The sequence below is a fragment of the Erwinia sp. L03-1 genome, from assembly GCF_058686115.1.
Genome location: NZ_CM178762.1, coordinates 4,285,086 through 4,307,046 on the forward strand (window position 1 = coordinate 4,285,086; position 21,961 = coordinate 4,307,046).

The following is a 21,961-nucleotide window of genomic DNA, read 5'->3' on the forward strand; positions in this document are numbered from 1 at the left end:
CACGCCGTTTACCGGCGGCTTCGCAGAGTAAACCAACTTCAGGCTGAATAACATGAGAAATCCGCTTATCTGCGCACACTTTACGCGCATCTCTCTCCGACCTCTGACGCACCTGCGCGCTCACCTCCGCCGCAAATACAGAAGCCACCCGCAAGCGGTCAGAGTGCGGCCCACATAATATGGCCGATAACGGGGGCGAGGATCACCGTCACCACGCCAGAAAGCATCATAACCAGACTTGCCACTACCCCCTCTTCCTGCCCAATCTCATAGGCCCGCGCCGTACCGGCACCGTGCGAGGCGGCACCGAAACCGGCACCCTTCGCCATCCCCTGTTTTACCGCCAGCCGGATAAACAGCAGATCGCCCGTTGCCATACCAAACACGCCGGTAATCACCACAAACAGCGCCACCAAATCGGGCTGGCCACCAATCTGCTTAGCTGCCGCCAGCGCAAAGGGTGTGGTAATGGAACGCACGGCCAGGCTGCGCTGAATCGCCTCCGGCAGGGTCAGCAGCCGGGCCAGCCAGACTGAACTGCAAACGGCAACCAACGTTGCGGTAATGACACCCGCGCTGAGCGAGAGCCAGTGACGACGAATAATCGTCCTGTTTTCGTACACCGGCACGGCAAATGCCAGCGTTGCCGGTCCCAGCAGCCAGAGTAGCCAGTGGCTCTCACCAATATAGTCCTGCCATGAGGTATGGGTGAGCAACAGCAGGGCGACCAAAACCATCGGCGTCATCACCAGCGGCATTAGTAACAGCCTGTGCCAGCGGCGATACAGGCGCTTATTGAGCAGGTATATGAGTACGGTTGCCACCAGACACAGCATGCTGATAAAAAAATCACTCATCGCCCTTCTCCCGCCTGCGCTGGGCAAGCCAAATCTCGAAACGGTACACGCGATCCACGACCAGCGCGGTAGCGCTCAATACCAGCAGCGTACTGATGCCTATCACCAGCATGATGCGCCAGCCCTCTACGCGCAGCAGCTGTGAATAGTTCACCACTGCCACCACGGCGGGTATAAAAAACAGCAGCATCTCGGCCAGCAGCCAGCGCGAGCCGGCCCTCACCCAGTTTAACGGCAGCACGCGCAGCATAATCAACGCCAGCAGCAGCAGCATACCGACGATATTCGCCGGTAAGGGGAGATGCAGACGGTCCACCAGCTGTTCGGCCAGTAGAAAAAAAGCGACATAAAGCGCGACCTGAAGCGGAACCTGCACCCACTGCCATCTGCCGGATATCGACGGGCGCGAGACCAACGCCATAATAATTTCTCCTGAACGGTGTAGAGAAATAGTATAAAGCGGTATCAAAGTGTGAAAAAAATGACTTAATATTATTCAAACTATGCCTTACAGGAATGTTTATGGACGTTCGGGCCCTGCGTTATTTTGTGGAAGTGGTGCGCCAGCAAAGCTTTACCCGTGCGGCTGAGCAGCTTTTTGTTACCCAGCCCACCATCAGTAAAATGCTGCGTCAGCTCGAGGATGAGCTGGGCTGTACGCTGCTGATCCGCGAGGGCCGCAAGCTGCATCTAACCGATACCGGTCAGGCGGTTTATCAGCGTGGTGTCACTATCCTTCAGGAGTTTAAGCAGCTGGAGGCAGAAATTAGCGACATTAACGATCTGAAAACCGGCGAACTGCGGCTGGGTATTCCTCCGATGGTCGGCATGCAGATTGCGGGGTCGATTTCCGCGTTTCGCCAGCGCTACCCCGGCGTGGAGCTGAAGATTTCTGAATTTGGTGGACTGACCGTACAGCAGGCCGTTCTGTCGGGCACGCTCGATATTGCCCTGACCGCGCTGCCGGTCGCCGACGATTTACCGCTCAACGCCCTGCCGCTGATGAGCCATCCACTTTGCGTCCTTGTACCGCGGACCCAGGCCTGGCTGCGGCGGACGCATATGCCCATTGCCGAACTGGCCGGACATCCGATCCTGATTTATAACGAGGAGTTTTCGCTTAACCGTCAGCTAATGCGCGCCTTTCAGGCCAGCGGTTTTACACCGCAGATTGCGGTGCGCAGCGGTCAGTGGGATTTTCTGGCAGCAATGGTGCAGGCAGGAATGGGCGTGGCGATTTTACCGGAGCCTATCTGCCAGCGGCTGGATAAAACCCACCTGCTGTGGCTGCCTCTGGAGTCGGAGCTGGTCTGGAAGCTGGGGCTGATCTGGCGGGAAGGGAGCTATCTGTCAAAAAGCGCCCAGGCATGGATAGCTTGCTGCCGGGAGTTTTGGCCGGGTGAAGCGCCCACGCTATCGGTTTAAGCCGGTTCATTTGCAGTGAAGGCCACCCAAACGACGTTTAGTGGCGGATCTGCGCCAGGACTTCTTCTGAAAGGCCGGTCATTTTAACGATAGTAGGGCGATCGATACCATTCTGCAGCATGGTGCGGGCAATTTTAAGGGTGGCTTCACGTTCACCTTTCTCAATACCGCGTTGCTCACCGAGCTGAATACCCTTTTCGATGCCCTTCTCAATGCCCTTTTGTTCAAGCTGTTGTGCGATGGTCATCAGTTTCTCCTCATGTTGCGGCACCCGCTGTGCCAGTTCGCGTACAAAGGCCTCTGCATCTGAAGTCTCACCCGCCTGTAACAGATAGTTTATCAGCGAAACCAGCTGCTGTCCTGTCATGTGCTCCTTCAGCAAAACGGTAGCCAGCCTGTCAAGCAGGCAGGTCAGATCACGCTGGTGAATATGCTTTTGTAGCAGAGTCAGGGCCGCCATACTACGGTGATTCATGATGTCGTCATCAGCGATAATTGTCACATCGACCAGTGGGAAATTCCCGCTGTAGAGAATCTGCGCCAGCACAGGATTGTCAAAGTCGTCCAGCCATCTGGTGGAGTAAGGATAGGGGCTCCGCCTGCCGGTATAGAACAGCACCGGAATAACCAGCGGCAGCTTCTTATTGCCGGCATCAAGATGGCGCTGCATGGCTGCCACAGCATAGCGGAGTAGCCGAAAGGCCATATGCTTATCAGGCGTGGACTGGTGTTCAATCAGAACGTGGATCCAGGCATCCCCGGTGCTGGCTTTCAGGCTGTAAAGGACGTCACTGAAATAGGGGCGCAGGCTCTCCTCAACAAAGCTTCCTGACTCCAGCTTAAGGGTACTGAAGTCGCAGAGCGCCTGTAGCTCCGTCGGCAAATGCAGCTGCATAAAATCCCGCGCGGTTTCGGGATGAGTAAGAAATTGCTTGAACACCAGATCGTGTGGCGTCTGGGTGACTCTCTTCCCGCCCTTCGAATTCCTTTCCGACACGTCATTACCCTCTTTTTCTATATGGTCATCCTGACCGCCAGGATTATAGAGCGTTTAAGGCGAAGGGGCGAGGCGAGGCGAAATGACGATATCACTACCGGCAGCGTACTAAAATGAAACAGGCCACGGTTAAGATCACGGCTAAACAAACGCGGATAAATGGATGCAGGATGAATGGATATGGAGAATGGATAAATGGATAAATGGATAAATGGATAACTGGATAAATGGATAAATGGATAAATGGATAAATGGATAACTGGATGAAAGGATGAACGGATGAACGGATGAACGGATGAACGGATGAACGGATGAACGGATGAACGGATGAACGGATGAACGGATAAATGGTAGGGAGAAAGGATAATGGGACGAACGAATATAGAATACCCCCGCGAACCCTGATAGTCCGCGGGGGCGATGGCTACTCTTCTTTCTCGATAAGGAGCGTTTCCAGCAGGTCAAGATCGTGCAGCAGTTTCTGCATGGTCTCGTTGCTGATTTTTTGCGTCGCACGCAGATGATAAAGCTCCCCGCGCTCCGCACGAAGCGCAGTCAGGCGGAAGCGGCGTTCAAGATTTTCGGCAAACAGCGCCCGCTCTAAATCCTCTTTACCATCCACCCGGCGGCGCATATTGCCAATCACCCGCGAACTCACCTCTTTCAGCAGTTCAACGTCAATGTTCTCTTCGGTGTCGGCAATCAGACGCTCCTCCATTTTATGCAGGCTTTCAATCGCCGTACCCGCCATAACCGCGCGCGCCATTTGCACTTCATGTCGATGCGCCGTTTTGTCCATGCCGGGAATGCCACGCAGCAGCAGGGGCAGCAGCACTACACCCACCAGCAGGGACAGCAGGATCACGCCAGTCGCGAGGAATATCAACTCATAGCGAGCAGGATAGGCATCCCCATTGGTCAGGTAGAGCGGAATGGAGAGTACACCGGCCAGCGTAATGGCACCGCGTACGCCCGCAAATGAGGCAATTAACAGCTCACGCAGCGAATAGCTGCTGAATTCCATCGGGCTCTTTTTAAGCACGCGCTTACTGATTAACTGCATCATCCACAGCCAGCTAAAACGCACTATCATCAGTGCGCCATAAATCATCACTACTGAGGCAAACAGCATCCACAACTCGACGTTAGGATCAGCCTTCGCCTGGCTTACCGAGGTATCAAGGATACCCGGCAGTTGCAGACCCAGCATCAGGAAGACCATGCCGTTAAAGACAAATTCCAGCATCTGCCAGACGCTGTTAGCACGCAGACGCATAGCAAGCGGGGCCTGACGGATAATGCCAGAGCGGGTGATTGTCATACCCGCCGCGACGGCGGCCAGGATACCGGATACGCCAATGTGTTCCGCAATCAGGTAAGAGGCAAAGGGAAGCAGCAGCAGCAGCACGGTCTGGGTTGCCGGGTCGTCCCCGCTCCAGCGGCTGAACAGGCGCAGCGACTTACCATACAGCCAGCAGATTGCGATCCCGGCCAGCAGACCACCAATCGCGACCTTGCAGAACTCAAGGGTGGCGCCCGACACGGTAAACACCATCGTTCCCATCGCGACCGCAACGGCAAACTTCAGTGACACCAGGCCAGACGCGTCGTTCATCAGCGCCTCACCCTGCAGGATTGACATAATTTTTTTCGGGATGCGCCCTTCTCCGACAATGCCGGATAATGCCACGGCATCGGTGGGCGAAAGTACTGCCGCCAGGGCAAAGGCACCCAGCAGGGGAATACCCGGCACCAGCCAGTAAATCAGATAGCCAATACCCACCACGGTGATCAGCACCAGCACCAGCGCCAGACCGATAATTTCGCGTCCGTGATGCAGGAACTCGCTGGTTGGCGTCTTCCAACCGTCGGCAAAGAGCAGCGGCGGGATAAACAGCACCAAAAACAGTTCGGGGTCGAAGTCTACATGCAGCCCGAACGTAGGCCAGGCAAGCAGCGCCCCCATCGCTATCTGTACCAGCGGCAGCGGAATTTGAAAGGGAATGATGCGGGCAGCGACGCCAGACAGCGACACCACCAGCGTTAATATGAGGATAGTAAAAAAGATTTCCATGCTTTCCTTAAACGGCTTCCTGGGTTTTACACGTGATCCAATCGATTAAATCAGCTTGTTCGCTGCAATAGTAAAACAAAAAATTAAATGGTTTAAAAACAGGATGTGCGCTATCGACGCAGAATAACCTGAAAAGTTAACGGGCCGTATTAACGGCCCCGCGAGGCATCAGATGGCCCAGCCGCCCGCATAGAAGGCCACCAGTGCGATGGCAATAATCACCGTACCTGGGTTCAACCTGCGCCACTCACCGGCAAAAATCCGACCGACAACCAGCGAACCAAAGCCGAGCATAATACCGGTAACGATGTTACAGGTCAGAACGATAAATACCGCAGCCAGCAGCCCGGACATCGCATCAACAAAGTCTTCAAAATCAATTTTTGAAACGTTGCTAAGCATCAGCAGGCCAACATACATCAGTGCCGGTGCCGTCGCATAGCCAGGCACCAGATACGCCAGGGGAGAAAGGAACAGGATCAGCAGAAACAGGATGCCCACCACGATTGCCGTCAGGCCCGTTTTGCCACCCGCCGCCGTACCCGCCGCCGATTCAATATAGACAGCCGCTGGAGAAGCGCCCACCAGACCCGCAAAAATACTGCTGACGGAGTCCGTGGTCAGCGCTTTGCCGCCGCTGATAATCTGATTATCTTTATCCAGCAGGTTAGCCTGTCCGGCTACGGCGCGGATGGTGCCGGTGGCGTCAAATACGGCCGTCATGACCAGCGCCAGCACGCTTGGCAGCACCGCAGGTTTGAGCGCCCCCAGAATATCCAGGCTGAAAACCAGCGAATTTCCCTGTGCATCGTGCAGGCTGGGTAGTGCAAACAGCCCCTGGTATTTCACTGCCGGATCGAAAATAAGCCCGATAACGGAAATACCAATGATGGTCAGCAGAATACCGCCCGGCACGCGCAGCTTCTCCAGCCCAAAAATGACTGCAAGCCCCAGTAACGACATAATCACCGGAAAAGAGGCGAAATCACCCAGCGCCACCGGTAAGCCCGGTGCGGGGTTCTTCACGACCAGGCCTACGCCGTCGGCCGCGATCAGCAGAAGGAAAAGCCCAATGCCGACGCCTGTCCCATGTGCCACACCCATCGGCAGGTTACGCAGGATCCAGGCCCGAATACCGGTCGCTGAAATGATGGTAAAGAGGATCCCCATCAGGAATACTGCCCCCAGCGCCACCGGCACGCTGATATGCTGACCCAGCACCAGGCTAAAAGCGGTAAAGGCCGTCAGTGAAATTGCGCAGCCAATAGCCATGGGCAGATTGGCCCACATTCCCATAATCAGCGAACCAAAACCAGCGACCAGACAGGTTGAAACAAATACCGCCGCGGGTGGGAAACCGGCCTTGCCCAGCATAGACGGCACCACAATCACCGAATAAACCATAGCAAGGAAGGTGGTGAGGCCCGCCAGAATCTCCTGACGAACGGAGCTTCCTCGCGCTGAGATCTTAAACCAGGCATCTAACGTTCCGCGCGCCGGTTGTGAAGGAGTCGACATAGTGAAAATCCCCTGAAAATTTTTATGATTTATCAATGCGTGGTGCAGGAAGCTCAACCGGGTTCAACGTTTACATCCTGGGCCGCTATGTTCACAGATCGCAAAAGCCCCCTCAGAGGCGGCGATCGGAAAAAAAGGGAAACGTTAACTACGCCACGCAAAAAGCCGCATTGTTTTAAAAGGCAAACGATTATCCAGCCTTTAATGCCGCAGATTCAACTCCGATCGCGCATATATTTACGCCGACAGGGTCGTCAGGGCGGTCACCCTGCTCAGTTAGCCACCAGGGTGACTCTACCCACCCGGCATAACGCGCTCTAATAGCACTTTCTTATGACAGGGTGACGCAGGAAGCCACCTGCGCCGCTCATGCTAATTTCAGGGGAAGATTTAGCCGAGGTTGACTTCGCCGCCCTGTTGCAGGGCGCGCTGCCAGGCGCTTCGGGCCTGCACTTTGCTTAACCATGCCTGAATAGCCGGTGAGTTTTCCGCCCCGCCACGCGCCGAAAGCGCCTGTAGCGGAAAGCTCATTTGCACATCGGCAATACTTATCTGCGTACCGGCAAACCATGCATTATGGCTCAGGTGCTGCTCAATGAATTCCCGATGCGTGGTCAGCTGTTTATCGAGATACGCCTTTTGCACCCCCTTGCCGAATGCGCCACCAATCGGGCGTAACAGCCAGGGCACCGGCGGTTTCCCCATCCGGCCAAAGATCAGCTTCATTACCAGCAGCGGCATCAGCGATCCTTCGGCGTAGTGCAGCCAGTAACGAGCCTGAAGACGCGCGTCATCATCAACAGGTTTTAGTCGGTTTTCGCTATCATAGCGTTCTGCAAGGTACTCAAGGATCGCGCCGGATTCCGCAATAACCCGATCGCCATCGGTAATAACCGGAGATTTGCCCAGCGGATGCACTTTTTTTAGCGCCTCGGGTGCCAGCATCGACGCTTCTCGCTGATAGCGTTTGATTTCATACGCAACGTCAAGCTCCTCCAGCATCCAGAGTACGCGCTGTGAGCGGGAGTTATTCAGATGGTGAACGGTAATCATGGGCTGGCCTTATAGTGATTGCGAAGCGTTGAGTATAGACCTTATGGCTCGTTCGTCGGCTCCAGCAGGATCGCACCGGTCCCCCGTTCGCCAAGGCGGTCATCAGGGTTGCGCAAAGGGCAGTCGGCCATAGACAGGCAGCCGCAGCCGATGCAGCCATCCAGGTCGTCGCGCAGTCGGGTCAGCGTCGCGATACGTCGATCCAGCTCTTGCCGCCAGCGTTCGGTCAGGCCTCGCCAGTCCTTAGGCGACATCCTTTTTCCCGGTGGAAATTGCAGCAGATGCTCACCAATGGTTGCCAGAGGTATACCGATGCGCTGGGCAATTTTAACAATTGCGACCCGTCGCAGTACGTCGCGGTTATAGCGCCGCTGATTTCCCGGATTGCGAAAGCTGCTGATTAATCCTTTACTTTCATAGAAATGGAGCGCTGATACGGCGACGCCACAGCGCTGTGCCACATCGCCTGGTGTCAGTTCACGCTTGTTCGCGCCGTGGAGATTTTTTTTCATTTTGCCCTTTACCTCAAGTTAACTTAAGGAATTATACTCAGCGGCCATTGAGAAGGCGACATCGTTTCTGGCGCAATTTACCCATCCGGGGCTGACAGCGCAGCTGAACCAGGGAGAAAAGACGTATGCATGACAACATCATCCACACACTGACCGACTGGATTGAGAATAATCTCGACAAAACCCTGTCAATTGATGACGTCGCCGCTAAATCGGGCTATTCAAAATGGCATCTGCAGCGGATGTTTCGCGCCGTGACCAAACAGACGCTGGGGGGATATATTCGTGAGCGCAGGTTAACGCTGGCCGCTGAAGCGCTTCGTAAGACGCAGCGGTCGGTTTTTGATATTGCGATGCAGTATGGCTATGATTCGCAGCAGACATTTTCCCGCGTCTTCCGCCGCCAGTTTTCCCTGACGCCTACCGCTTACCGCCATAGCATGCGCCGCCAGTCGCTGACCCGTCAGACCAGCTATGCCTTTGACTGCAGTGCTGGCATGGGATATCACAGCAATAGCCTGCTTTAATGCCTAAAAATTATTCAAATTTTAAAAACGAGTGATATAATGTGACCGTCGTCACACTTATATGACCTCTGGGTCAGCTTCGACTAAGGGCTTATCCTGGCAACCCTTCGTCCAAATCGCGTGATGCCACTACCTATTGTCAGGGCAGTTATTCGCGGAGTTTGAACGAGATATGGGAACCTTAACCACAAGCCTGATATTGATGAGATGGGAACTGGTGAGTGCTGTGATGATGTTTCTGGCCAGCACATTTAACGTCAGGTGCCGTAAAAGCAGCCATAACGCAATGGCCTTTATCTTTACCGGCATCGGGATCGGCATGTCCTGCTGGTTTGTAACCGGCCTGCTGGGCATGACGCTAAGCATGAGCAATCTACAAAATTTTTGGCACGTCACTAAAGATGTCTTCATCGACGTAATGAGCCACACGCCCGCCGATTACCCCATGCCTTAACCGCCCCCGTGAGCCGCAAATTCTGAGTAACAGGCGGCTCACCGTTTACCTTAACCACATCATCAGATCTTCTTAAATACAGCAGGTAGAGGCGCTGTCTCTTCCGGGCGATGCGCCCGCGGCAGCGCGGCAGATTTACGCTCCTGGAGCCACATATCACCCATCATTTTATCCAGCCCCTGTTCCAGTCCGGTGACCATCCCCGCGCCCGGGGTGAAAGTCAGCTCGCCAAAGTAGATCTGGCCCTCACTGATGTACCAGTCAACGCGAACATAATCGAAGTCACTCGCCAGCTTCTTACTTAACTCCAGAGCCTTCTCGAGCGTCTCCCGATCGCTGCTGATATCCAGGCCCGTATCGCGGATCTTGTAGAAGCAGTGGCTAAGATTGTTGACGTAAAAGTTCATAGAGAGCGGCGAGTTGCCGATGCGGTTGTAAATCACCTGCAGCACGTACTCATAATTGCCGTCTTTTTTATTGAACATATGAAACTTGTAGTCAATAGCAGCGAACTTGCCGTCGCCCACATACTGCTCCACCAGAATCCTGGGCTTGATGTAACGATAGTGGATCTCGCGTGCTTCATGCGAGAAATCACGACTTAGCCACTCTTCACAGCGTTTAATCAACAGCTGTTTCTGGATGCAGTCCGGCTCATCCAGAAAGATTTCTACCATACCGGAGCCGTGGTTCGGTTTGATAACGGTATTTTTTAATGATTTAAGTCCCAGCAGCGTAATGGGATCGGCCGTTTCATACAGCAGCGGAATGAGATACTCTTCGCCGATGGTTTTTGAAATATAGTCTCTCACAAGAATTTTATCCGATAGGATCCCATAACGAACGTAGTCCCCGGTGATAAATTTACGATATAAAACCTTCTCATTAAATAACTTCGGCTGGCGAATGTTAGGTAACTTTCTAAATTTATGGAAATAATAAATTCTGTCCTGGTAGGACCATGGCATCTTTTTTAACAGATATAAGACGCCTTTTCTCAGTTCAGTTTTGAGCTTGAACATTTTTCACCTCATTTGTAGGTTTTGTAGTTAAGTGAGGAAAGCTGTATTTTAAGAATGACGGCATTCTTAAAGAAATAGTTCATTACGGTCAGGGATAAGAGTTCCGTCACAAGAACACTCCAGGCTGCGCCTGTTAACCCCCAGGAACGGATGAAAAACCAGTTGGTTGCCACGCTAATTACCACCAGTAAAATAATCTTTACCAACAGATAATTAAAACCACCCTCTTTCACCATATAGCGATAAGCTACTGTCCCCATTGCCGAAAAGCAGGTTGCTAACGACAATAACGTAACGAGATTTCCAGATTGTGTGTAGTCGTGTCCAAAGAGGACACTGATAATACTGTCGCCAAACAGCGCAATGAAAATAAGCATCAGAAATGAGACTGCCATAACATAGCCGTAGAGCCTTGAGGCCAGCCGGATTGCAACATCTGACCGCGCTCTGAATATCTCCGTAAAGCAGGACGTAATGATCGCCACCGGGATAAAAATCCACGAGGCCGATATCGTGTTCGCGGCGGTAAACAGCCCCAGCTCATGCGCAGATCCCACCCCAACCAGAAAAAACTGCGCCAGCTTCACCTGAATCGAGATAAACACGCTGGATATGGCCAGCGGCAGGCCCGCATGCAGCAGGTAGCGCAGATAGGTTTTATGTTTACGCCTGGGTGGCGGAGTAATGCTTTGCGCCTGATAAAACATGCCGCGTTTGATCAGATAGGGCACCAGCGTGACGGCAACAATCGACAGCGATAACAGTAACGGGCTGAGCTTCATCCAGGCAATGGTAAAACTGATGGCGAAGCTCAGTATCATTCCTGTGGCATTGGCGACGGTATTCATTCTCGACGCCAGTCGCGCATTATTGTAAACGCTAAAAATATCCTGTGTAACAAACATGGCCGACAGAAAAGAGGCGATCGCAAATACCATAAAGTTTTCGCGCATGGTCAGCCAAACGTAAAGTAATACGGGTAAAGAAAGTATGAGCAAAAGCGCCATCCGCAACTGCTTCGCTACCGCCATCAGGCGCATCCCCTTTGGCACGCTTTTGCTAATACTCTTAAATAAAATGGTCTCTGTGCCAAAAATGGCGACCGTCTGAACAATTGAAAAAAGTGAAGCAGAAAATGCTATTTGTCCAAAGACAGTAGGACCAAATGATTTCGCGACATAAGACGTCACAAATATCACGCCGAAGACGGAAACGATTTTTTCCGACATCATCCAGGCGGCGTTTGACATAACACTGTGTTTCATTAAAGCATCCTTTTGACACGAACTACTTACTGCAAAAAACGGTACATCCTTGTTTACAACAAAAGAAATTTGCTGAATTTCCCCTGGCGAAAAAAGACGCCTGAATATTTTTAATCATACAGCAGTATAGCTTTCGCTCTTAACGAAAAGCGTTATTTTAAAATACTACCTTACGGCAATAACTTTTTCTGTCTTTACCTGGTCTTTAAACCCTCGGTCTTCGTCTGAAAGAGCTGTCTGACGGAAAACAGATTCGCACAGAAAACCTCCTTCGCCTGCTGGAGAATTCTGAATTAGACGCTGGTCTTGTTGTCGGCATGAAACGAATTTATAACAAAAACCCAAATATCGAAAGCTAACTCCGGCCTTTAGAAATAAAATCGGAGAAATCCCATGATGATATTTATCCATAATCCCTTAACTTAATGACTGTCATAAAAATCGCGCACTTAATGTCATTGCCCTTATTGGTTCATTAATCAGATCCATTAAATAGTGCAGTTACTCTCATCACATTATAGTTAAGAAAGGTAATAGCATTTATGAGAAAGTCACGATATAGCGAAGAGCAAATCACCAATGCCATTAAAGCATCTGATAGTGGTGTAAAGGTTAAAGAGATTTGTGAAGAACTGGGGATTTCTGAGGCCACCTTCTATAGCTGGAAGAAGAAATATGCCGGATTATCCTCAGAGGAAGGAAGAAAAATCAAGGAGTTGGAAGATAAAGTGCACCACTTTGAACGTGAACTGCAGATACTCTCTTCGGATAAGGAGATGCTGCAAAGCGTTTTAAAGAACTTCTTTACCACCCACGATAAGCGGCAGGCGGTGAATTACCTTCAGGATACGTTTGAAATCGGAACCCGCCGAAGCTGTCGCCTGCTTGATATTAGCCGTAGTGTTTACCACTATCCTTACAATTGTGAAAATCACTAGGGCTTACACAATATTCTTAAAACCCGTGACTGCTGATGCCAATTTTAAATATCTTTAATGCTAATTGAAATCTATAAATAGTTTCCGTGGAGTCGTTTTTACTTGATGTGTTAACTGTATCCAATTTCACCAGCTTAGCTGTGATCGCGTTTCAGGTCAGAAAAATACCCTTCATTTTCATGTAGTTAAATGCGCATTTATCTTTGTTTTCAAAGATAAATGCGCACTCTATGACATTAAGCCTTCTTACTGATTGTTCAACCACCCCCTCTTAGGCGTGAAAAATCATAATAATTCCCCGGTCTTAAATGATTCATAACTTTGATCCATATCAAGAGAAAAGCCGCGTCAGAAAACTGCCATCCCGCCCCCCAACCCTTACCAAACCGCATATCATGACGCCGTAGCGTAATGCGCACCCAGGAAAACAATAAAGGCAAACTTAAGGATAAGACCTTTTCTGCTCATTTATTCATCATCGGGACGTCCTGAGACTGCCGTTTCCTTATGTATTGCCTCTTAACATTGATGTCCTGTCGCACTTTTTAAGGGTAAAATTTGAGTTAACACTGGATTGATAAATTTTCCGTAGTCTCAGATTCAGGCGAAACGGCATTAAGTAGCTCACATTTACTGTCCATAAATATAGATGAATGCCATTAGCGATTATTCTTATAGCGGAACAATTCTGAGCTGTGCCAGGCACCTGAGAAAATAAACGGCGGTTAAGGGGGCAGGAACACTCCTAAAAAAGTGCCTTACATCACAAATGTGATACAAAACCAGGCACATTACGGCCAGTCTGAAGAAGATTTTTAGGGTTAATTGCGTACTGGTGCAGGTTAATCAATGTACCAGCTGCCTCGGGATCGCTCTTATCCTGGTACCAAAAAAATATGTACTACAGGACGGTTTATACCCCCCGATTGTCTGCTGAGCCACCCGCCAGGCCACGTTCCACGGAGGGTAATGTAGATTAGCGCCCACATCCATTAGGAATTTTCTCAACAAACCCTAAACAAACATCAACCTTAAAAACGCATTTACTCTGTGTTGATAGTGACATCTTTATAATGCCGTTTTACCCCTCCCCCCCTGGAATGCAGAACATGTCTGATACTGCGGTAGCACCTCGTCAGGATACTTCCCTGACCTTTTTCCTGTCCCTGGTTACTGGCAAGCTAACGCCAGGAAGATTGTGGTTCGATCGCGACTACCGTATTAAGTATCTGTTCCGCTCGCTGGCCTACCCGATAGCCACCCAAAGGCTTGTCAGCGCCATCTCAGAGAGTCCGGTAATGCGTGATATTCTGCCGATCCAGCACACGCTACCAAGCAAAATCCATCGCCCCTACCTTTATGGTGGCATGCCGATGGTTAAACGCGCTCAGGCGATAATTGATCACTACCGCTTCGCTCAGGATCTCAGCGCGGTACGTTTACGCCAGGCGATGCTGACCAAAGAGGGCGTTGCGCTGATTGAATTTGCGGGAAAGAACGGTGAAGCCTTCAGTATCACCCTTGCCTGTACCGGCAGCTGTGAAAGAGAGGGAGAGGTGAACCTGTTTGTGACCTGTGATGGCGTTAAACTGGCCATGCTGACCTTTGCAGTGACGGAACAGCAGGGCGTAAAGGTGCTGATTATAGGTGGTATTCAGGGAGCCCATCGCGATACGCCACATGAGTTGATCCGTGAGGCGACAAAAGCCTGCTACGGCCTGTTCCCTAAAAGATTGCTGCTGGAGACGCTGATGCTGTTTGCTGCTGCGACGGGAATTACTCAGATACAGGCGGTCAGCGACAGCGGGCATATTTTCCGCAGCCTGCGTTATCGCCTGAAGAAGAAGAGCCTCTTCCATGCGAACTATAACGAATTCTGGGAAACGCTGAACGCGCAGCCGCTGTCTGAGAATCTTTATACGCTGCCGATGCCTATCGCGCGCAAGCCGCTTGAAGACATCGCCAGTAAAAAGCGCGCTGAAGCGCGCAGGCGTTATGAACTGCTGGATACCATGGCTGAACAATTCGCCGATCGGTGCCGCTAAGTTTTACCGGTTTACAGCCCTGTTAACCCAGGGCTACGGATTCTCTTTTGCCACATCATCGATCTTCCATCCATCGCGATCCCGATGCAGCGTTATCAACAGCAGCTGCCTGTCGTTGGCATCGCTGCCCAGGGTCACATCCCCTGAGGCCGTTTCACCGTTAATGGTGAATTTCCCAGCGCTAACGTGATCGACCCAGCCATCGCTATAGTCCTGATCCTGCAGAAAATAGTCATCATCCATGCCGTCCGGGCTTTTTATCAGAACGTAGATTTTCTGTAACAGCTGCGGGGTGACGTACTCTTTCAGTAGCGGATCGCGTTCGTCAATTGGGCTTTCATCCTTACTTAACGCCGTCAGATACCAGCTGTAAAAATCTCTGCTGAGTGACTGGGGATCGGCGCTGTTTTCCTTCGCCGCAGCGTGCAGTGCAAAAAGCGCTATACCCAGCGCCAGTAACCATCTCTTCATGAAGTGCCGTCTCTGCCTGTTCATCGCTCCCTCTCACGCTTTGCTGATGTCCCTGCCCGCTGCGTCGTAAAATGCTCAGCTAATTTACTCTTTAACCTGTGAAGTCGAGCGATTTTCTGCGTTATTTTTAGTAACCGTTTATACCGGGAGGGCAACACGCCAGCGCCGCCTTATCGCTACCCACCCCACTGAGGATACCAACTTCACTCTTCCTGGTCATCCCGCAACACATTGTCATAACGTCCCCGGGCCTGACGAAACTGTGCGGCGGAGTCAATCACCCAGCGCCACAGGGGTAACATATGGACCAGCAGCCCCTTTCCCAGGGGAGTGATAGCGTACTCCACCCGCGGGCGCTTTTCCCGATAGTCGTGCCGGGAGATCAAACCATCACGTTCCAGCTGCCGCAGGGTGCGGGTGAGCATCCGCTGGGTCACACGGTCCAGACGACGGCTGATTTCTGCATGCCGCATTGGCCCCTCGGTACCCAACAGATGCACGTATGCTGTAACGCTGACCACGCCGGAGGATATCGGCAGACTGACGGCCGCCCTCTTCTTTTACCAGCCCGTGATACGTAATCAGGTCATTTTCATTGCCGGTGACACGCTGACCTATGCTGAGCTGGCTGACCTGATGGGAAAGGTCTGGAATAGCCGCGTCAACTGCGTACTGCTGGATAAGGAAAAACTCAATGCCGACATACGTGCGCGCCCCGATGACGTCGCGGCGAAGTATCGTCTGGCATTTGCCCGCAAAGACGGCGTGGCCTGGCGTAAAAGCGACACCTTTAATGCACAACGGGCATTGCGACGGTGACGGCAGAGCAGTGGCTGGCAGATAGAGCAGTGGCTGGCAGATAATGACAGGGCAGTCGCTGGTTGATAACGGCGGGGCAGAGGCCAGGAAGGACGGGTTTTATTCTTCCATAAACCAGTAAGGCCCCGCGTTGACGGAGCCTTACCTGCTAAGACAACCAGAGAATTTCTGGCTGCCCTAAAACGGACTCTTGCCCGCTAACGACATATTCTCAGACGAGAATCAGAATGGGATATCGTCATCAAAATCCATCGGAGGTTCGCTGCTGGCCGGTGCGTTGTTCTGCTGAGGCTGCGGGCGGGATGGCTGTGAACCGCCGCTAAACTGGTTACCGCCGCCCTGCTGTGGCTGCTGTGGCTGGCCCCAACCGTTGTTATTGTTGCTGCCGCCCTGACCGCCGCCTGCTGGCGCGCCTGCACCGCCGTTCTGACGGCCACCGAGCATCTGCATGGTACCACCAACGTTAACCACGACCTCGGTGGTATATTTTTCCACGCCCGCCTGATCGGTCCATTTACGCGTCTGCAGTGCACCCTCGATATAAACCTGAGAGCCTTTACGCAGGTACTCACCGGCAACTTCCGCCAGCTTGCCGAACAGCACGACGCGGTGCCATTCCGTCTTCTCTTTGGTTTCGCCGGTCTGCTTGTCACGCCAGCTTTCGGACGTGGCGAGGGTAATGTTGGCAACGGCGCCGCCATTCGGCATGTAGCGGACTTCCGGGTCCTGACCCAGATTTCCGACCAGAATCACTTTGTTTACGCCTCTGCTGGCCATGTACGTCTCTCCGATAATTGTTCTGCTTTAAGTCTAAGCCGAAAATTCTAACATGGCGTACCTTTATATCCTACTTTCAGATGTGGGTCTCAGAGGCTTTATACGGCTTGCCGCATTACAGCGAGCGGCCTGCGCGGGATCGTAAATTTTTAAGTTGGGGGCAGGATAGCCGTTGGGATCCTGTCCCCCGGGCTGCGCCAGAACACTGTATATCCAATCAGGTTTTTTTGTGCCATACTTACAGGCTTCATTCTGGCCGTGCCGGACCGGCATGGCGAGGTCTGTGTTAATCCGGGAATTGTGAATGGATAAGATCGAAGTACGGGGTGCTCGCACCCATAATTTGAAAAATATTAACCTGATCATCCCTCGCGACAAACTGATCGTTGTCACAGGCCTGTCAGGCTCCGGTAAGTCTTCGCTGGCGTTCGATACGCTGTACGCCGAAGGACAGCGCCGCTACGTTGAGTCCCTCTCTGCTTATGCCCGGCAGTTTCTCTCTCTAATGGAGAAGCCGGATGTCGATCATATAGAAGGGCTGTCGCCAGCCATTTCCATTGAGCAGAAGTCTACCTCGCATAACCCGCGCTCTACCGTGGGTACGATCACTGAAATCCACGACTACCTGCGCCTGCTGTTTGCCCGCGTGGGTGAGCCGCGCTGCCCCGATCACGACGTGACGCTGGCCGCGCAGACCGTCAGCCAGATGGTTGATAACGTGCTGGCGCTGCCGGAAGGCCGCCGCCTGATGCTGCTGGCCCCGATTGTGAAAGAGCGTAAGGGTGAGCATACCAAGACGCTGGAAAACCTTGCATCGCAGGGCTATATCCGCGCCCGCATTGATGGCGAGGTCTGCGATCTCTCCGATCCACCGAAGCTGGAATTGCAGAAGAAGCACACTATTGAAGTCGTCGTGGATCGTTTCAAGGTGCGCGACGATCTGCAGCAGCGCCTTGCTGAATCCTTTGAAACCGCGCTAGAGCTCTCCGGCGGTACGGTGGTGGTTGCCGATATGGACGACCCTGAAGTGGAAGAGCTGGTGTTCTCCGCCAACTTCGCCTGCCCCGTCTGTGGCTATAGCATGAGCGAGCTGGAACCGCGCCTGTTCTCATTTAACAATCCAGCCGGTGCCTGTCCGACCTGCGACGGTCTCGGTGTACAGCAGTATTTTGATCCGGATCGTGTGGTACAGAATCCTGAGCTGTCGCTGGCAGGCGGTGCGATCCGCGGCTGGGATCGCCGTAATTTCTACTACTTCCAGATGCTGCGTTCGCTGGCCGAGCACCTGAACTTCGATATTGAAGCTTCGTTTGGCTCGCTAAGTGAAAAAGCCCGTCAGGTGATCCTCTACGGATCCGGCAAAGAGAGTATTGAGTTTAAATATATTAACGACCGCGGTGACACCTCGGTACGCCGCCACGCCTTTGAAGGCGTGCTGCACAATATGGAGCGCCGTTATAAAGAGACGGAATCTTCCGCCGTGCGTGAGGATCTGGCTAAGTTTATCAGCAACCGCTCCTGCGCCAGCTGTCACGGTACCCGTCTGCGTCGTGAAGCACGGCACGTCTACGTTGAGAACACCACGCTGCCGACAATCTCTGATATGAGCATCGGCCATGCGATGGATTTCTTCCTGAATATGCAACTCAGCGGTCAGCGCGCGAAAATCGCCGAAAAGGTGCTTAAGGAGATTGGCGACCGGCTGAAGTTTCTGGTCAACGTCGGCCTGAACTATCTCTCTCTCTCCCGCTCTGCCGAAACCCTTTCCGGCGGTGAGGCGCAGCGTATCCGCCTCGCCAGCCAGATTGGTGCCGGGCTGGTCGGCGTCATGTACGTGCTGGATGAGCCGTCAATCGGACTTCATCAGCGCGACAACGAACGTCTGCTGGAGACGCTGGTTCACCTGCGGAACCTGGGGAATACGGTCATTGTGGTCGAGCATGATGAAGACGCGATCCGCGCCGCTGACCACGTAATTGATATCGGGCCAGGCGCTGGTGTCCACGGCGGTCAGGTAGTGGCAGAAGGAACCGTAGACGATATCATGGCGGTCGAAGCCTCTCTCACCGGCCAGTACCTTAGCGGCAAGCGCGAGATCGCCATACCCAAAGAGCGGGTTAAGGCCGATCCCGCGAAGGTTTTGAAGCTGACCGGAGCCAAAGGCAACAACCTGAAGGACGTGACGCTCACGCTGCCGGTAGGCTTGTTTAGCTGTATCACCGGCGTATCCGGGTCGGGTAAATCGACCCTGATCAACGATACCCTGTTCCCTATCGCTCAACGCCAGCTGAATGGTGCAACCCTTGCTGAACCGGCGCCGTACCGCGATATCAGCGGGATGGAACACTTCGATAAGGTTATCGACATTGACCAGAGCCCGATTGGCCGCACGCCGCGATCGAATCCGGCAACCTATACGGGAATATTCACCCCGGTACGCGAGCTGTTCGCCGGCGTTCCCGAGTCGCGGACGCGCGGCTATACGCCGGGTCGCTTCAGCTTTAACGTCCGTGGTGGACGCTGCGAGGCCTGTCAGGGCGATGGCGTCATTAAGGTAGAGATGCACTTCCTGCCGGATATCTACGTGCCGTGCGACCAGTGCAAGGGCAAGCGCTATAACCGTGAAACGCTGGAGGTCAAATATAAAGGCCGAAGCATCCATGAAGTGCTGGAAATGACCATTGAAGAGGCGCGTGAATTCTTCGATGCCGTACCGGCACTGGCGCGTAAGCTGCAAACGCTGATCGACGTAGGTCTTTCCTATATTCGTCTCGGCCAGTCAGCCACCACGCTTTCCGGCGGGGAGGCGCAGCGCGTGAAGCTGGCGCGCGAGCTGTCCAAGCGCGGCACCGGCCAGACGCTCTATATCCTTGACGAACCGACTACCGGCCTGCACTTTGCCGATATTCAACAGCTGCTGGAGGTGCTGCATCAGCTGCGCGATCAGGGCAATACCATTGTGGTGATTGAGCACAATCTGGACGTGATTAAAACCGCAGACTGGATTGTCGACCTGGGTCCTGAGGGCGGCAGCGGCGGCGGTGAAATACTGGTTTCCGGCACCCCGGAAACGGTCGCGAAATGCAAAGCGTCGCACACGGCCCGCTTTCTCAAGCCTTTATTAAAAATGAAATAATATGTAGCCGGGGCGGTATTTTCCGCCCCATTCTTCACCCACTTCCCCATAATCTTGCAGGATCAGGCAAGATTTAAACAGGTTCAGACATACCCGCTTTCACCTGCACTGACTATCCTTAACGTTCAGATTTCTGCGTTACGTTCACGACACTTTTCATTAGCTGGAGATACCATGAATATTACGCAAGCCTGGGCAGCACAGGACGCTAAATCCAAACTGGCTCCCTTTGAGTATCAGCCGCGCGAGCTGCGCGATCACGATGTACAGATCGAAGTTTTATTCTGTGGCGTTTGCCATTCAGACCTCCACCAGGCCCGTAACGAGTGGAAAAACACCGTTTTTCCCGTCGTCCCAGGCCATGAAATTGTTGGTCGTGTCACCGCCGTCGGCGGCCACGCGAAAAAATATAAAGTGGGCGATTTGGTCGGCGTAGGCTGTCTGGTCGACTCCTGTCGCACCTGCGACAGCTGTAAAGAAGATTTGGAGCAGTTTTGCGAAAACGGCTTTACCGGTACCTATAACGGTAAAGATCGCGTTACCGGCGACATCACCTACGGCGGCTACTCTACGCAGGTTGTGGTAACCGAAGACTTCGTGCTGCGCATCCCGGAAAACCTTGATCCGGCTGCCGCCGCACCGCTGCTGTGCGCCGGTATCACCACCTTCTCCCCGCTTAACCACTGGGGCGTGGGCCCGGGCAAAAAGGTCGGGATTGTCGGTCTGGGTGGTTTAGGCCATATGGGTGTGAAAATTGCCCATGCGATGGGCGCACACGTCGTACTGTTCACCACCTCCCCTTCCAAAATTGAAGACGGTAAGCGCCTGGGCGCGGATGAAGTGGTTATCTCTAAAGATCCCGAGCAGATGGCAGCACAGGCCAACAGCTTTGACTTTATCCTGAACACCGTAGCGGCTCAGCACGATCTGAACCCGTTTATTAACCTGCTGCGCCGTGACGGTACCATGACGCTGGTTGGCGTACCGGAGCATGACCACCCGGCACCTCAGGTGGTTAACCTGGTGTTCAAACGTCGTAGCGTGGCTGGTTCACTGATTGGCGGCATTAAAGAAACCCAGGAAATGCTGGATTTCTGTGGTAAGCACAATATCACTTCCGATATTGAGATGATTAAAATTGATGAGATCAACGAAGCCTACGAACGTATGCTGAAAAGCGATGTGAAATATCGTTTTGTGATCGACATTGATTCACTGCGCAGCTAACAGGCCGCGCGGAACCTGAAACGGGGCGAAGCGATTCGCCCCGTTTTCAATTCTGTCTGCCGCTGATTTAAACTGCTTAGTGCGCCGTTTTACTGTTTAGCGCCTGCTGCCATGAGGCATCCACCAGGTAGTAGATCTGCGAATCCTTCAGCGTTCCGTCCAGCAGCACCGTACTCCAGTGCGACTTGTTCAAATGTTCACTGGGCCGTACGTCGCTGTGTGAGTCCCGCAACAGCTCAGCCAGCGCGGGTGTGGACTTCAGCGCAACCGCTGGACGTCCCTCAACTTCATGCACCAAAGCGAACAACACATCATCGAGTTTAATTTGCGTCGCTTTCCAGCCGCTGTGCACGCTCTGTTCCGCGCCCGGCTTATCCATACAGTAAGTAAGAAGATCCGAAACAGTCATACTCTCTTATTCTCCTTGCAGCGTGGCAACGATGCGCCGGGCACCACCCTGTATTCGGTGTTCCCCCAGCCAGATCCCCTGCCAGGTTCCGAGGACCAGCTGCCCCCGGGCAACGGGCAGCGTCAGCGATACCCCCAGCAGCGATGATTTAATATGCGCTGGCATATCGTCTGCTCCCTCATAGTCATGCTGGTAGGGGGCGTTATCCGGCACCGCGCGCAGGAAATGCTGCTCCATATCGCTTCTTACCGTAGGGTCACAGTTTTCATTCAGCGTCAGGGATGCCGAGGTATGTTGTAGCAACAAATGCAGCATCCCTACCTGTACGTCTTTCAGGCGACGCAGCTCACCCAGCACTTCATCAGTGACCAGGTGAAATCCGCGCGGTTTTGCGCTTAACGTTAGCGTTTGCTGATACCACATCATACGGCTCCT

21 protein-coding genes and 1 pseudogene are annotated in these 21,961 nt (G+C 52.9%); 8 read left to right on the forward strand and 14 right to left on the reverse strand.

Going from position 1 to position 21,961, the window contains the following annotated elements; genetic code table 11:
- Positions 1–158: 158 nt before the first annotated feature.
- Both AC4PCC_RS19655 and AC4PCC_RS19660 read right to left on the reverse strand, forming a co-directional pair.
- Positions 159–857: an LrgB family protein gene (locus AC4PCC_RS19655; protein WP_492125643.1), complete on the reverse strand. Its 699-nt coding sequence runs from the start codon at positions 855–857 to the stop codon at positions 159–161.
- Positions 850–1,278 carry a CidA/LrgA family protein gene (locus AC4PCC_RS19660; RefSeq protein WP_492125644.1) on the reverse strand — a complete coding sequence of 143 codons (429 nt, stop codon included), beginning with the start codon at positions 1,276–1,278 and terminating at the stop codon, positions 850–852. The genes AC4PCC_RS19655 and AC4PCC_RS19660 overlap by 8 nt, the downstream gene beginning before the upstream one ends.
- A 101-nt stretch (positions 1,279–1,379) precedes the next feature.
- Here AC4PCC_RS19660 and AC4PCC_RS19665 point away from each other — a divergent pair, with 101 nt between their 5' ends.
- On the forward strand, positions 1,380–2,282 hold the full coding sequence (locus tag AC4PCC_RS19665) for a LysR family transcriptional regulator (protein ID WP_067704417.1): 903 nt from the start codon (positions 1,380–1,382) through the stop codon (positions 2,280–2,282).
- A 37-nt stretch (positions 2,283–2,319) separates the two neighbouring features.
- Here AC4PCC_RS19665 and AC4PCC_RS19670 read toward each other — a convergent pair whose 3' ends face one another.
- From AC4PCC_RS19670 to soxR, 5 genes are all read right to left on the reverse strand, one after another.
- Entirely contained in the window at positions 2,320–3,279 is a 960-nt protein-coding gene (locus AC4PCC_RS19670; protein ID WP_492125645.1) for an Rpn family recombination-promoting nuclease/putative transposase, read from the reverse strand.
- 424 nt (positions 3,280–3,703) lie between these two features.
- Complete coding sequence (locus tag AC4PCC_RS19675) at positions 3,704–5,353, reverse strand: Na+/H+ antiporter (protein WP_067704431.1); 1,650 nt, start codon at positions 5,351–5,353, stop codon at positions 3,704–3,706.
- A 168-nt stretch (positions 5,354–5,521) separates the two neighbouring features.
- Positions 5,522–6,871 carry an NCS2 family permease gene (locus AC4PCC_RS19680; protein ID WP_345829959.1) on the reverse strand — a complete coding sequence of 450 codons (1,350 nt, stop codon included), beginning with the start codon at positions 6,869–6,871 and terminating at the stop codon, positions 5,522–5,524.
- A gap of 390 nt (positions 6,872–7,261) precedes the next feature.
- The gene (locus tag AC4PCC_RS19685) at positions 7,262–7,924 is read right to left on the reverse strand and encodes a glutathione S-transferase family protein (protein ID WP_492125646.1); all 663 of its coding nucleotides are present in this window, start codon (positions 7,922–7,924) and stop codon (positions 7,262–7,264) included.
- Between the two features lie 41 nt (positions 7,925–7,965).
- Positions 7,966–8,436, reverse strand: coding sequence for a redox-sensitive transcriptional activator SoxR (soxR, locus tag AC4PCC_RS19690; RefSeq protein ID WP_067704442.1), 471 nt, complete (start codon positions 8,434–8,436; stop codon positions 7,966–7,968).
- A gap of 125 nt (positions 8,437–8,561) precedes the next feature.
- On the opposite strand from soxR, the gene soxS reads away from it, so the two are divergent.
- Together soxS and AC4PCC_RS19700 are read left to right on the forward strand one after the other, a co-directional pair.
- Complete coding sequence (gene soxS, locus AC4PCC_RS19695; RefSeq protein WP_492125647.1) at positions 8,562–8,963, forward strand: superoxide response transcriptional regulator SoxS; 402 nt, start codon at positions 8,562–8,564, stop codon at positions 8,961–8,963.
- A gap of 172 nt (positions 8,964–9,135) precedes the next feature.
- A complete protein-coding gene (locus AC4PCC_RS19700) occupies positions 9,136–9,417 on the forward strand; it encodes a YjcB family protein (RefSeq protein WP_067704448.1) in 282 nt (93 codons plus the stop codon).
- A gap of 62 nt (positions 9,418–9,479) precedes the next feature.
- On the opposite strand, the gene AC4PCC_RS19705 is transcribed toward AC4PCC_RS19700, so the two are convergent.
- Positions 9,480–10,439: an ATP-grasp fold amidoligase family protein gene (locus AC4PCC_RS19705; RefSeq protein WP_492125648.1), complete on the reverse strand. Its 960-nt coding sequence runs from the start codon at positions 10,437–10,439 to the stop codon at positions 9,480–9,482.
- An 8-nt stretch (positions 10,440–10,447) separates the two neighbouring features.
- Positions 10,448–11,704 (reverse strand): MATE family efflux transporter, encoded by a 1,257-nt coding sequence (locus AC4PCC_RS19710; protein WP_492125649.1) that lies wholly within the window; start codon positions 11,702–11,704, stop codon positions 10,448–10,450.
- A gap of 542 nt (positions 11,705–12,246) precedes the next feature.
- On the opposite strand from AC4PCC_RS19710, the gene AC4PCC_RS19715 reads away from it, so the two are divergent.
- Positions 12,247–12,642 (forward strand): transposase, encoded by a 396-nt coding sequence (locus AC4PCC_RS19715; protein WP_067704458.1) that lies wholly within the window; start codon positions 12,247–12,249, stop codon positions 12,640–12,642.
- A gap of 1,109 nt (positions 12,643–13,751) precedes the next feature.
- The gene (locus AC4PCC_RS19720; protein WP_492125650.1) at positions 13,752–14,687 is read left to right on the forward strand and encodes a VirK/YbjX family protein; all 936 of its coding nucleotides are present in this window, start codon (positions 13,752–13,754) and stop codon (positions 14,685–14,687) included.
- Between the two features lie 33 nt (positions 14,688–14,720).
- On the opposite strand, the gene AC4PCC_RS19725 is transcribed toward AC4PCC_RS19720, so the two are convergent.
- A complete protein-coding gene (locus AC4PCC_RS19725) occupies positions 14,721–15,158 on the reverse strand; it encodes a DUF3828 domain-containing protein (protein WP_067704464.1) in 438 nt (145 codons plus the stop codon).
- 203 nt (positions 15,159–15,361) lie between these two features.
- Positions 15,362–15,658: pseudogene (locus AC4PCC_RS19730) on the reverse strand (winged helix-turn-helix transcriptional regulator); the annotation flags it as partial.
- Between the two features lie 70 nt (positions 15,659–15,728).
- Here AC4PCC_RS19730 and AC4PCC_RS19735 point away from each other — a divergent pair.
- Positions 15,729–15,977, forward strand: a complete 249-nt coding sequence (locus AC4PCC_RS19735; protein ID WP_492125651.1) for a hypothetical protein — start codon at positions 15,729–15,731, stop codon at positions 15,975–15,977.
- A gap of 222 nt (positions 15,978–16,199) precedes the next feature.
- Here the strand turns inward: AC4PCC_RS19735 and AC4PCC_RS19740 are convergent, their stop codons facing one another.
- Positions 16,200–16,754 carry a single-stranded DNA-binding protein gene (locus AC4PCC_RS19740; protein WP_067704468.1) on the reverse strand — a complete coding sequence of 185 codons (555 nt, stop codon included), beginning with the start codon at positions 16,752–16,754 and terminating at the stop codon, positions 16,200–16,202.
- A 304-nt stretch (positions 16,755–17,058) separates the two neighbouring features.
- Between AC4PCC_RS19740 and uvrA the strand changes: the two genes are divergently transcribed.
- Positions 17,059–19,890, forward strand: coding sequence for an excinuclease ABC subunit UvrA (gene uvrA / locus AC4PCC_RS19745; protein WP_492125652.1), 2,832 nt, complete (start codon positions 17,059–17,061; stop codon positions 19,888–19,890).
- Between the two features lie 174 nt (positions 19,891–20,064).
- Positions 20,065–21,117 carry an NAD(P)-dependent alcohol dehydrogenase gene (locus AC4PCC_RS19750; RefSeq protein WP_492125653.1) on the forward strand — a complete coding sequence of 351 codons (1,053 nt, stop codon included), beginning with the start codon at positions 20,065–20,067 and terminating at the stop codon, positions 21,115–21,117.
- Between the two features lie 76 nt (positions 21,118–21,193).
- Here the strand turns inward: AC4PCC_RS19750 and AC4PCC_RS19755 are convergent, their stop codons facing one another.
- Complete coding sequence (locus AC4PCC_RS19755) at positions 21,194–21,526, reverse strand: MmcQ/YjbR family DNA-binding protein (protein ID WP_416249355.1); 333 nt, start codon at positions 21,524–21,526, stop codon at positions 21,194–21,196.
- A 6-nt stretch (positions 21,527–21,532) separates the two neighbouring features.
- Positions 21,533–21,949, reverse strand: a complete 417-nt coding sequence (locus AC4PCC_RS19760; RefSeq protein ID WP_345831531.1) for a secondary thiamine-phosphate synthase enzyme YjbQ — start codon at positions 21,947–21,949, stop codon at positions 21,533–21,535.
- Between the last annotated feature and the right edge of the window lie 12 nt (positions 21,950–21,961).

Coding starts and splice junctions, on each gene's coding strand:
- AC4PCC_RS19710 (WP_492125649.1), bottom strand. CDS start 11,704: ATGAAACACAGTGTTATGTCAAACGCCGCCTGGATGATGTCGGAAAAA.
- AC4PCC_RS19740 (WP_067704468.1), bottom strand. CDS start 16,754: ATGGCCAGCAGAGGCGTAAACAAAGTGATTCTGGTCGGAAATCTGGGT.
- AC4PCC_RS19715 (WP_067704458.1), top strand. CDS start 12,247: ATGAGAAAGTCACGATATAGCGAAGAGCAAATCACCAATGCCATTAAA.
- AC4PCC_RS19750 (WP_492125653.1), top strand. CDS start 20,065: ATGAATATTACGCAAGCCTGGGCAGCACAGGACGCTAAATCCAAACTG.
- AC4PCC_RS19755 (WP_416249355.1), bottom strand. CDS start 21,526: ATGACTGTTTCGGATCTTCTTACTTACTGTATGGATAAGCCGGGCGCG.
- AC4PCC_RS19680 (WP_345829959.1), bottom strand. CDS start 6,871: ATGTCGACTCCTTCACAACCGGCGCGCGGAACGTTAGATGCCTGGTTT.
- AC4PCC_RS19705 (WP_492125648.1), bottom strand. CDS start 10,439: ATGTTCAAGCTCAAAACTGAACTGAGAAAAGGCGTCTTATATCTGTTA.
- soxR (WP_067704442.1), bottom strand. CDS start 8,436: ATGAAAAAAAATCTCCACGGCGCGAACAAGCGTGAACTGACACCAGGC.
- AC4PCC_RS19685 (WP_492125646.1), bottom strand. CDS start 7,924: ATGATTACCGTTCACCATCTGAATAACTCCCGCTCACAGCGCGTACTC.
- AC4PCC_RS19700 (WP_067704448.1), top strand. CDS start 9,136: ATGGGAACCTTAACCACAAGCCTGATATTGATGAGATGGGAACTGGTG.
- AC4PCC_RS19660 (WP_492125644.1), bottom strand. CDS start 1,278: ATGGCGTTGGTCTCGCGCCCGTCGATATCCGGCAGATGGCAGTGGGTG.
- AC4PCC_RS19675 (WP_067704431.1), bottom strand. CDS start 5,353: ATGGAAATCTTTTTTACTATCCTCATATTAACGCTGGTGGTGTCGCTG.
- AC4PCC_RS19725 (WP_067704464.1), bottom strand. CDS start 15,158: ATGAAGAGATGGTTACTGGCGCTGGGTATAGCGCTTTTTGCACTGCAC.
- AC4PCC_RS19760 (WP_345831531.1), bottom strand. CDS start 21,949: ATGTGGTATCAGCAAACGCTAACGTTAAGCGCAAAACCGCGCGGATTT.
- uvrA (WP_492125652.1), top strand. CDS start 17,059: ATGGATAAGATCGAAGTACGGGGTGCTCGCACCCATAATTTGAAAAAT.
- AC4PCC_RS19655 (WP_492125643.1), bottom strand. CDS start 857: ATGAGTGATTTTTTTATCAGCATGCTGTGTCTGGTGGCAACCGTACTC.
- AC4PCC_RS19720 (WP_492125650.1), top strand. CDS start 13,752: ATGTCTGATACTGCGGTAGCACCTCGTCAGGATACTTCCCTGACCTTT.
- soxS (WP_492125647.1), top strand. CDS start 8,562: ATGCATGACAACATCATCCACACACTGACCGACTGGATTGAGAATAAT.
- AC4PCC_RS19665 (WP_067704417.1), top strand. CDS start 1,380: ATGGACGTTCGGGCCCTGCGTTATTTTGTGGAAGTGGTGCGCCAGCAA.